This is a genomic window from Flavobacterium sp. (assembly GCF_044371705.1).
Classification (GTDB): Bacteria; Bacteroidota; Bacteroidia; order Flavobacteriales; family Flavobacteriaceae; genus Flavobacterium.
Genome location: NZ_JBILTE010000119.1, coordinates 1 through 7,971, shown reverse-complemented (window position 1 = coordinate 7,971; position 7,971 = coordinate 1). Strand labels below are relative to the sequence as shown.

General features: G+C 33.9%; 6 protein-coding genes. 2 read left to right on the top strand and 4 right to left on the bottom strand.

Annotation, left to right across the window (positions count from 1 at the left end):
• Both sppA and ACIQ2S_RS09085 read left to right on the top strand, forming a co-directional pair.
• The coding region (gene sppA / locus ACIQ2S_RS09090) for a signal peptide peptidase SppA (protein ID WP_396175184.1) at positions 1 to 1,737 on the top strand (1,737 nt) is incomplete at its 5' end.
• Positions 1,738 to 2,006: 269 nt separating this feature from the next.
• A complete protein-coding gene (locus ACIQ2S_RS09085; RefSeq protein WP_396175182.1) occupies positions 2,007 to 4,598 on the top strand; it encodes an AsmA-like C-terminal region-containing protein in 2,592 nt (863 codons plus the stop codon).
• Positions 4,599 to 4,631: 33 nt separating this feature from the next.
• On the opposite strand, the gene ACIQ2S_RS09080 is transcribed toward ACIQ2S_RS09085, so the two are convergent.
• From ACIQ2S_RS09080 to ACIQ2S_RS09065, 4 genes are all read right to left on the bottom strand, one after another.
• A complete protein-coding gene (locus ACIQ2S_RS09080; RefSeq protein ID WP_396175180.1) occupies positions 4,632 to 5,426 on the bottom strand; it encodes a DUF2797 domain-containing protein in 795 nt (264 codons plus the stop codon).
• A 144-nt stretch (positions 5,427 to 5,570) separates the two neighbouring features.
• Positions 5,571 to 6,095: a hypothetical protein gene (locus ACIQ2S_RS09075; RefSeq protein WP_396175178.1), complete on the bottom strand. Its 525-nt coding sequence runs from the start codon at positions 6,093 to 6,095 to the stop codon at positions 5,571 to 5,573.
• Positions 6,096 to 6,105: 10 nt separating this feature from the next.
• Positions 6,106 to 7,416, bottom strand: coding sequence for a hypothetical protein (locus ACIQ2S_RS09070; RefSeq protein ID WP_396175176.1), 1,311 nt, complete (start codon positions 7,414 to 7,416; stop codon positions 6,106 to 6,108).
• A gap of 46 nt (positions 7,417 to 7,462) precedes the next feature.
• On the bottom strand, positions 7,463 to 7,971 hold a 509-nt coding region (locus ACIQ2S_RS09065; protein ID WP_396175174.1), incomplete at its 5' end, for a YceI family protein.

Here is a 7,971-nt window from a genome sequence, read left to right as displayed (position 1 = left end):
TTAGCTACAATTATAGGGTTATTTGTGTTTTTCATGATACTATTTTTTGGTTTAATGATATTCGGTGCTATTTTCGGCGGGGGTTCAGAACTTACCAAAGTAGAAAAAAACTCAGTCATAGAGCTAGATATGAAAAATGTACAATTGGACTATACCGGAAAGTTTGAAGATCCATGGGTTACCTTATTATCTGAAGAATCATCCGTTGGATTCATTGAAGTTTTAAATGCAATTGATGCTGCTAAAACTGATGATAAAATCAAAGGTATTTCAATAGTAAACAGCATAAGCAATCTAGGCTTGGCTCAATCTAAGGCGTTACGAGACAAATTGGAAGATTTTAAAAAATCAGGGAAGTTCATTGTTGCCTACGCAGATGTTTTTATGCAAAATGAATATTATATCAATTCTGTTGCGGACACGATTTATTTAAATCCGATTGGGGAAATGGAATTTAAAGGACTCTCCTCTGAAATCATGTTCTTCAAAGATATTCAAGAAAAGACAGGCATAAAGATGGAGGTGATTCGGCATGGAAAGTACAAAAGTGCGGTGGAACCATTTTTAGCGAGTGAAATGAGTACAGATAATCGAAGTCAAATAACTGCATTATTAAATTCTGCTTGGTCAACTATTGTTGAAGACATTTCAAAAAGTAGAAAAATTCCCGTAGATAGTTTGAATGCAATTGCCAATCAATTAAATGCAAGAACCCCTGAAATGGCAAAAACCCGAAAGCTGATTGACAAAATTAGTTACGAAGACGAATTTCACGATGGAATACGCAAGGCTTTAAAAGTAAAAAAAGACGAAGATTATGAAAGTGTTACAATTATGGACTATGCTAAAAACGTAGCAACCAGTCCTAAAAAAACAGATTCGAAAGACAAAATTGCAGTCATTTTTGCACAAGGAGAAATCATGGGCGGTGAAGGTCAGGTAAATGTAATTGGTGAAGGTGCCATGCGAACATCATTACAGGAAGCCAGAAAAGACAAAAATGTAAAAGCAATTGTAATCCGAGTAGACAGCCCAGGCGGAAGTGCTTTGACTTCTGAATTAATTTGGAGAGAAATTGAATTAACTAAAAAGGTAAAACCTGTTGTAGTTTCCATGGGTAATTACGCTGCTTCCGGTGGTTATTACATTTCTTGCAACGCAACCAAAATTATTGCAGAGCCAAGTACAATAACGGGTTCCATCGGGGTGTTTGGAATCTTACCAAATATGACTGAGTTGTCAAAAAACATCGGAATCAATACGGAACAGGTTAAAACACATGCCAATTCCGCAGACTATAGTCCATTTCAACCCATAGATGAAAAATTTAAAGAAGTAACCACCGAAAGTGTAGAAAAAATATATACTACCTTTGTCAATCGTGTGGCTGCCGGAAGGAAAATGACTTTTGAACAAGTGGATGCCATTGCTCAAGGAAGAGTTTGGACAGGTGCAGAAGCTGTGAAGATTGGTTTAGTTGATCAATTGGGAGGACTGGATGTGGCATTGAAAGAAGCCGCAACATTGGCAAAAATAAAAGACTACAGAACACAAAACTATCCTGTATTTGACACCAAATTCATGGAGTTTTTAAATTTACCTTTTGCCCAATCAAAAGAAGAAATGATCAAAGAAGAAATTGGAGCAGAAACCTATCAAACCTTACAACAAATAAAAAAAGCTACAGCACGAACTGGTATTCAAACTTTGATGCCTTTTGAATTAAACATTAAGTAAATTATACAATGAAAGTAGTTAAGTCCGATAATAAACCATCGGACTTTTTTTATTTTAAATTTAAGTAGTATTATAATTCTACTTTTGCTGACATCTTTGCGGTATTGTTTTTGCTGTGCAACTTTGGCAATCTATCTAAGAATTGATAGGGAGGCTTGGTCATTAGCATATGTTTGTCTGAAAAATAGCAAATTTAAAAAGAGGCAAATAATTGGAAATACATTTACAGCATTTTGAAAGCATAAAAAAATTACCTCAAAGACATCATTATGAAAAAGAAAATATTAAAAATTATAGGAATAATAATATTAATACTAGTTATTTTGCTTGTTGCAACTCCCTTTTTATTTCAAAATAAAATTAAAGAACTGGTACTAAAATCGATTAATGAACAGGTGGATGCAACGGTAGCTTTTGAAGATGTAAGTTTGAGTCTTTTTAAGAGTTTTCCCAAGGCAAATGTTACTATTGACAAGTTAAGCATTATCAACAAAGCACCGTTTGCCGGAGATACACTTTTTTACTCCGGCGAACTGAACTTAAAAATGTATGTGAAAGAACTTTTTAAATCGGAAGGAGAACCTATGGAATTGGAATCTTTTTCAAGCACCGATGCTCGTGTAAATATTATTTTCAATAAAGACGGCGTTGGTAATTATGACATTGCCATCAAAGACAAGAAAGACGAGAATCCGTCAGAAAGCAAACCTTTTTCATTAAATATTCAAAGTTATACAATTGAAAATATGACGTTTACCTATTTAGATGAGGCTTCAAACATTAAAATGGTAATCGACAAAATTCAGCATACAGGAACCGGTAATTTTGATGCTTCAAAACTAGATTTAAATACCGACACTACAGCCAATTTAACTTTAGATATGGATAAAACCAATTACATGAAAGATGTTGGTTTAAAATTAGATGCGGTGTTAGGAATTGACTTAGAAAACAGTACATACGAATTCAAAGACAATAAAGCCTTAGTAAATCAACTGCCATTAGAATTCAAAGGATTTATTCAATTGGTTGATGCCGGACAGTTGTATGATTTGACATTTAAAACTCCTACTTCTTCTTTTCAAAACTTTTTAGGTTTGATTCCTTCGGGCTACAAAGGTGATTTGGATAAAATTAAAACTTCAGGCGATTTTACTGTTGGCGGTTTTGCCAAAGGACTTTATTCAGATACAACCATTCCAAAATTTGATATTTCAATTGCTTCAAATAATGCTTCTTTTAAATATCCTGATCTACCAAAATCAGTTGAAAATATTATTATTGATACTAAAATTAAAAATGAAACAGGTCTAATTAATGACACGTATGTGAATATTGACCAACTTTCGTTCAAAATTGACCAAGATGTTTTCAGTGCTAAAGCAAACATTAAAAATTTATCTGAGAATCCCTTGGTTGATGCCGCTTTAAAAGGAACCATCAACTTAGGCAACTTAACAAAAGCATATCCTGTAAAAGTTGATACCCCATTATCGGGAATTTTAAAAGCAGATGTCACTACAAAATTTGATATGGAATCGGTAGAAAAAGAAAAATATCAACAGATTAAAAATGCCGGTTTTGTAGGTTTATACAAATTCAACTACGTGGATGAAAATGGCAAAGGCATGACCATTGAAGAGGCCGAAGTTCAATTTAATCCTAGTGTTTTAAATTTAACGAAATTCAATGCAAAAACAGGTAAAAGCGACATTAGTGCCACAGGAGTTTTGGAGAACTTCTACGGTTATATATTTAATGATCAAAACCTAAAAGGTAATTTCAATTTAAATTCCAATCAGATTGATGTAGCAGATTTCATGACGACTTCAGAACCGACTAAGGAGGATTCAAAACCTGCTGAGGCCATGAAAATTCCGGTCTTCTTAGATTGTACGGTTTCGGCCAAATCAAAAACAGTACTTTATGACAATTTAACTTTGAAGGATGTTTCCGGAAAATTAATTATTAAAGACGAGGCGGTAACTTTAGAAAATGTAAAAACTACTATTTTTGACGGTCAAATTGGATTGAACGGCACCGTTTCCACCAAAGCGGCTGTACCAACTTTTGCAATGGATTTATCGATGACTCAAGTGAACATTGCCCAAACATTTACGCAGTTGGATGTAATGAAAAACATTGCCCCGATTGCCAATATTATCAATGGAACATTAAATTCCACCATTAAATTATCAGGTAAATTAGATGCAAAAGAAATGACGCCCGATTTAAAAACGGTATCAGGAGAATTATTCAGCCAGTTATTGTCAACTACTATTAGTCCTTCAAACTCAGCCATGTTAAGTGCTTTAGATAGTCAAATTAGTTTTGTCGATTTAAGTAAAGTCAATTTAAACGATTTGAAAACAGCTATTTCTTTCAAAGATGGAAAAGTAAATGTGAAGCCATTTGACTTGAAATACGAGGATGTTAAAGTGACTATCGTTGGAACTCATGGTTTTGACCAATCAATGAATTACAACCTTAAATTTGATGTACCGGCTAAATATTTGGGACCGGAAGTAACTAGTTTAATAGCCAAACTTTCTCCTGCCGATGCTGCTAAAATTGAAAATATTCCGGTAACTGCATTGTTAGGCGGCACTTTTAGTACGCCAAAAATTAGTACAGATTTAAAACAAAGCACCACAAAATTAGTTACCCAACTGGCTGAACAACAAAAACAAAAATTGATCAATCAAGGAACCTCAGCATTGACCAATTTAATTGATAAAAACACCAAACCATCAGACACCACAAAAACCACAACGACCGAAAAACCAAAAACGGAAGATGTTGTAAAAGATAAAGTAAAAGAAGGTTTGAATAGTTTGCTTGGCAAGAAGAAAAAAGAATAATGGAATGAATCCCGATTTAAAAATCGGGATTTTTTATATACTTATTCTCACCACATATCCTTCAAAGGTTCGAACATTAAATACTGTTCCGTCTTGAAAAAGCAAATATTGTCCTTTGATGCCCGATAATTTTCCCTGAAAATTTGGAGTCTTGTCTAAACTTAAGCTAGTTACTTTTTTGGGATAGTTTAAAACCGGATAATTCATTTGATACAACTGTGCTTCTTGGTTAAAAAAATAGTTGCGAACTTCGTTTGGCAGTAGTGCTTCTGTTTTTAATCGTTCCTCAAGCAAATCAGTCGGCGGAACTTCATTTTTAAGCATTTTTTGCCAATTGGTTTTATCTGCAAAATGATTTTTTAAAGCAACCTCTGTAATTCCGGCTAAATAACGATTGGGTACCTCAACTATGGGCACTGCTTGAATAGCTCCCTGATCAATCCAACGAGTTGGCACTTGCGTTTTTCGGGTCACTCCAACTTTCACTTCACTTGAAAGTGCCAAATAGACAATATGCGGTTGCAATTGTACTTTCATTTCATACTCTAAATCGCGATCTTCAATAGCTAGATGAGCGGTGCTCAACTCGGGTTTCATAATCCAATCGCCGGCAGAAGCACTCGACATAAAACAATCGTAACAAAAACCTTGACGAAAAATTTTCTTTTTCTTGCCACAATTCAAACATTGATAGCCTTGAAAAGTGATTTCAAGTTCTTTATCCAGTAACTGATTTAGATTTAAAAAACTGTTTTCAAAGACCAAATAATACTGGATGGGATTACCCAATTCTGTTTGCATTTTGGTTAAAACTCCTTCGTAGGTCATTATTAAAACGATTAAAGTTGTGGTTGAATTCCTATGCTGTAAAGTTAAACTATTCTCTTCATTTACAAATAATACTTCTTTTTAAAGAAAAAAACCCGAAACTGATATAAATCAATTTCGGGTTATTAAAATTAACTAACAAATCTAATGCGTATTCAAGGAAATGGCAATTTTAATACTTTCATGAATTTTGATCATTCCACCTGCTTTTTTTGGTGGTTTTAAACCAAAGTCGCTGAAATTAACAAAAACATCTCCTTCAATTCTATCTTTATAAATTTTTAATTTGAGGTTTTTATAGGACTTTTTTATTCCCACAAGATGTAAATTAAGATCGCAGAAGTAGCCGTCGGTTTGTTTTTTAAAATTTGTTAATTCAATACTGATTTTTGGATATTCATTCTCTTTTAATGTTTTTCTAAAATCTGAATTCAACATGAAATTTCCGCAACCAAATTCTCGAACAGGAATACTATGAGTGAACTTTGTGTTTTTTTTTGTGTTGTTAAAAAATAGCGTGTCTTTAGTTTTTAAATCATACGTACATTCAAAACCTCCAATCGAAGTAGTGCCATGAACAGTAAACTGTTTTGTACTAACCAACAAATAATCTTTTGGTGTTGAAAATAGCATTACTGCCATAGTAATTAATATACTAAAAACACGCATATCATTTTTATTAGAAGGAAATAGTCGCTTCAAATATGAAACCGTTGAAAGCACCACCGTTTAGGATGTTTGTAGCACTATAGCCATCATATTTTTGATTCACATATTCCAATTTTGCTAGGATATTTTTGGTCATAAACCAACCTGCTGCTACATTATATCTTGATACATCAATATCGTCACCTTTCACAAGTGTAGTAGTTCCAGTTGAAGGTGTTTCACCTGATACTGTATTGTATCGTCCACCAAAATAAAACTGTTCTGTTTTTCCGAAACGGTATAAAAGTTCAGCTCCAATTTGAGTATAATTTCTTCTGTCTACTTCGTTATTGTTTTTACCACTTGTAGTTTCAAATACACCAAAGAACTCTAATCCGTTGTATTTCACAAATGGGTTAATCATAATTGCAGTCATTTCATTTCTCATTGCAGGGTCAATTCGTCCTGATGCGAATGGTGAGGTGGCTGTTGCTAAGGTGTTTTCCATAACAAAATAATATCTTGAACCAGCTCTATCACCCGCGTATAAATAGGTTCTGGCAGACTGTGCTGTATGATAAACAGAACCGGTAATTCTGGTTCTTAAATCTTCATTTAATTGTTTGTCATATCCCAATTTCACCAAAGTAGACGGACTTGTAGTTCCGGGATTGTTAACACCTTGATTTAACTTACCATTAGTTGCTCCAAGCATTGCCATAAATCCCTTTTTTTGAAAATATAATTCCGCACCAACTTCTGTTGTAAACGAATCCATTAAGAAACTTTCTACAAAAGGATTATACAAAGCTAATGCATTATCTGTTCTTCTAAAATGGGTATCACCGTAATTATTTTCCATTTGACCAATTTTTAAAGTCAAGTATTGCATTGCATCAGCCATGAAACCTTTACTTATAAATTCTAATTTATCAATTTGAATATACCCACCTTTAACATAAGGTTCCGGATGGTGACGAGAAGATAAATAGGTTCTTAAGTGCATGTTCACACCGTCGTACAATTCAACATCTAAATCTAAATTAGCTGTTGGTAAGTTAAAGTTGTTTCCGATTTCGATTAATTGATTAAGGTTTACGGGAGGTGTACTAGTGTTAAGTCTTTCAACAGCAGTATTCTCATGATCTAACGCTTGGTATTGTAATGCAAATGCACCGCCCACTTTTACACGTACATTTGTGAATGTAGTTGCGGTATCTTTTGGAGCTTCAAAAACGTTGATTCCCGTTTTGTCATATGGTCTCCAGTTTGGTAAATTTTGTGATTGTCCGATGGTTACTACAGCAAATACTGCAACAACGCTTGTAAATAGTTTATTCATTTTTAAAATTATTAGAGGTTATTATTGATTTAAATTATTTGATTACTTATTTGAATTTTACTTTGAAACTTATTTTAACATCATCCCCTGTTTTAACAGTTCCCATTAATGCAGTTGGAGGAGTGACTTTATAATCAGTCAGTTTAAAAGAATAGGTGCCTTCAAAAGCATATTGTCCCGCGGTTGCTGTTTCTTTAGCTTTTAAAGTTACTTGTTTGGCAACTCCGGCAATAGTAAAGGTTCCTGTAAAGTTCCACGTTCCATCTACTTGTTTTGTAGCTGACTTTAATTCAAACTTAATTGTTTTAAACCTATCCGTCTGAATCGCTTTGTAAGCGTTTTTATCCATACCGCTTTTTCCACTTTTGATACTTTCTGCGGGCATTTCTACAGTAAGAGACTTGATTGCAGTCAGTTTATTATTTTCAACTGTGGCAACGAGTTTGCCTGTGGCGGTTTCAGAGGTCATATCCCAGTCGTGCAAACTAGAAGTTCCCGACAATTTTAACAAAGGTTTAGCATCTAAAGTATATACTTTTTGAGCAAAACCTGAAA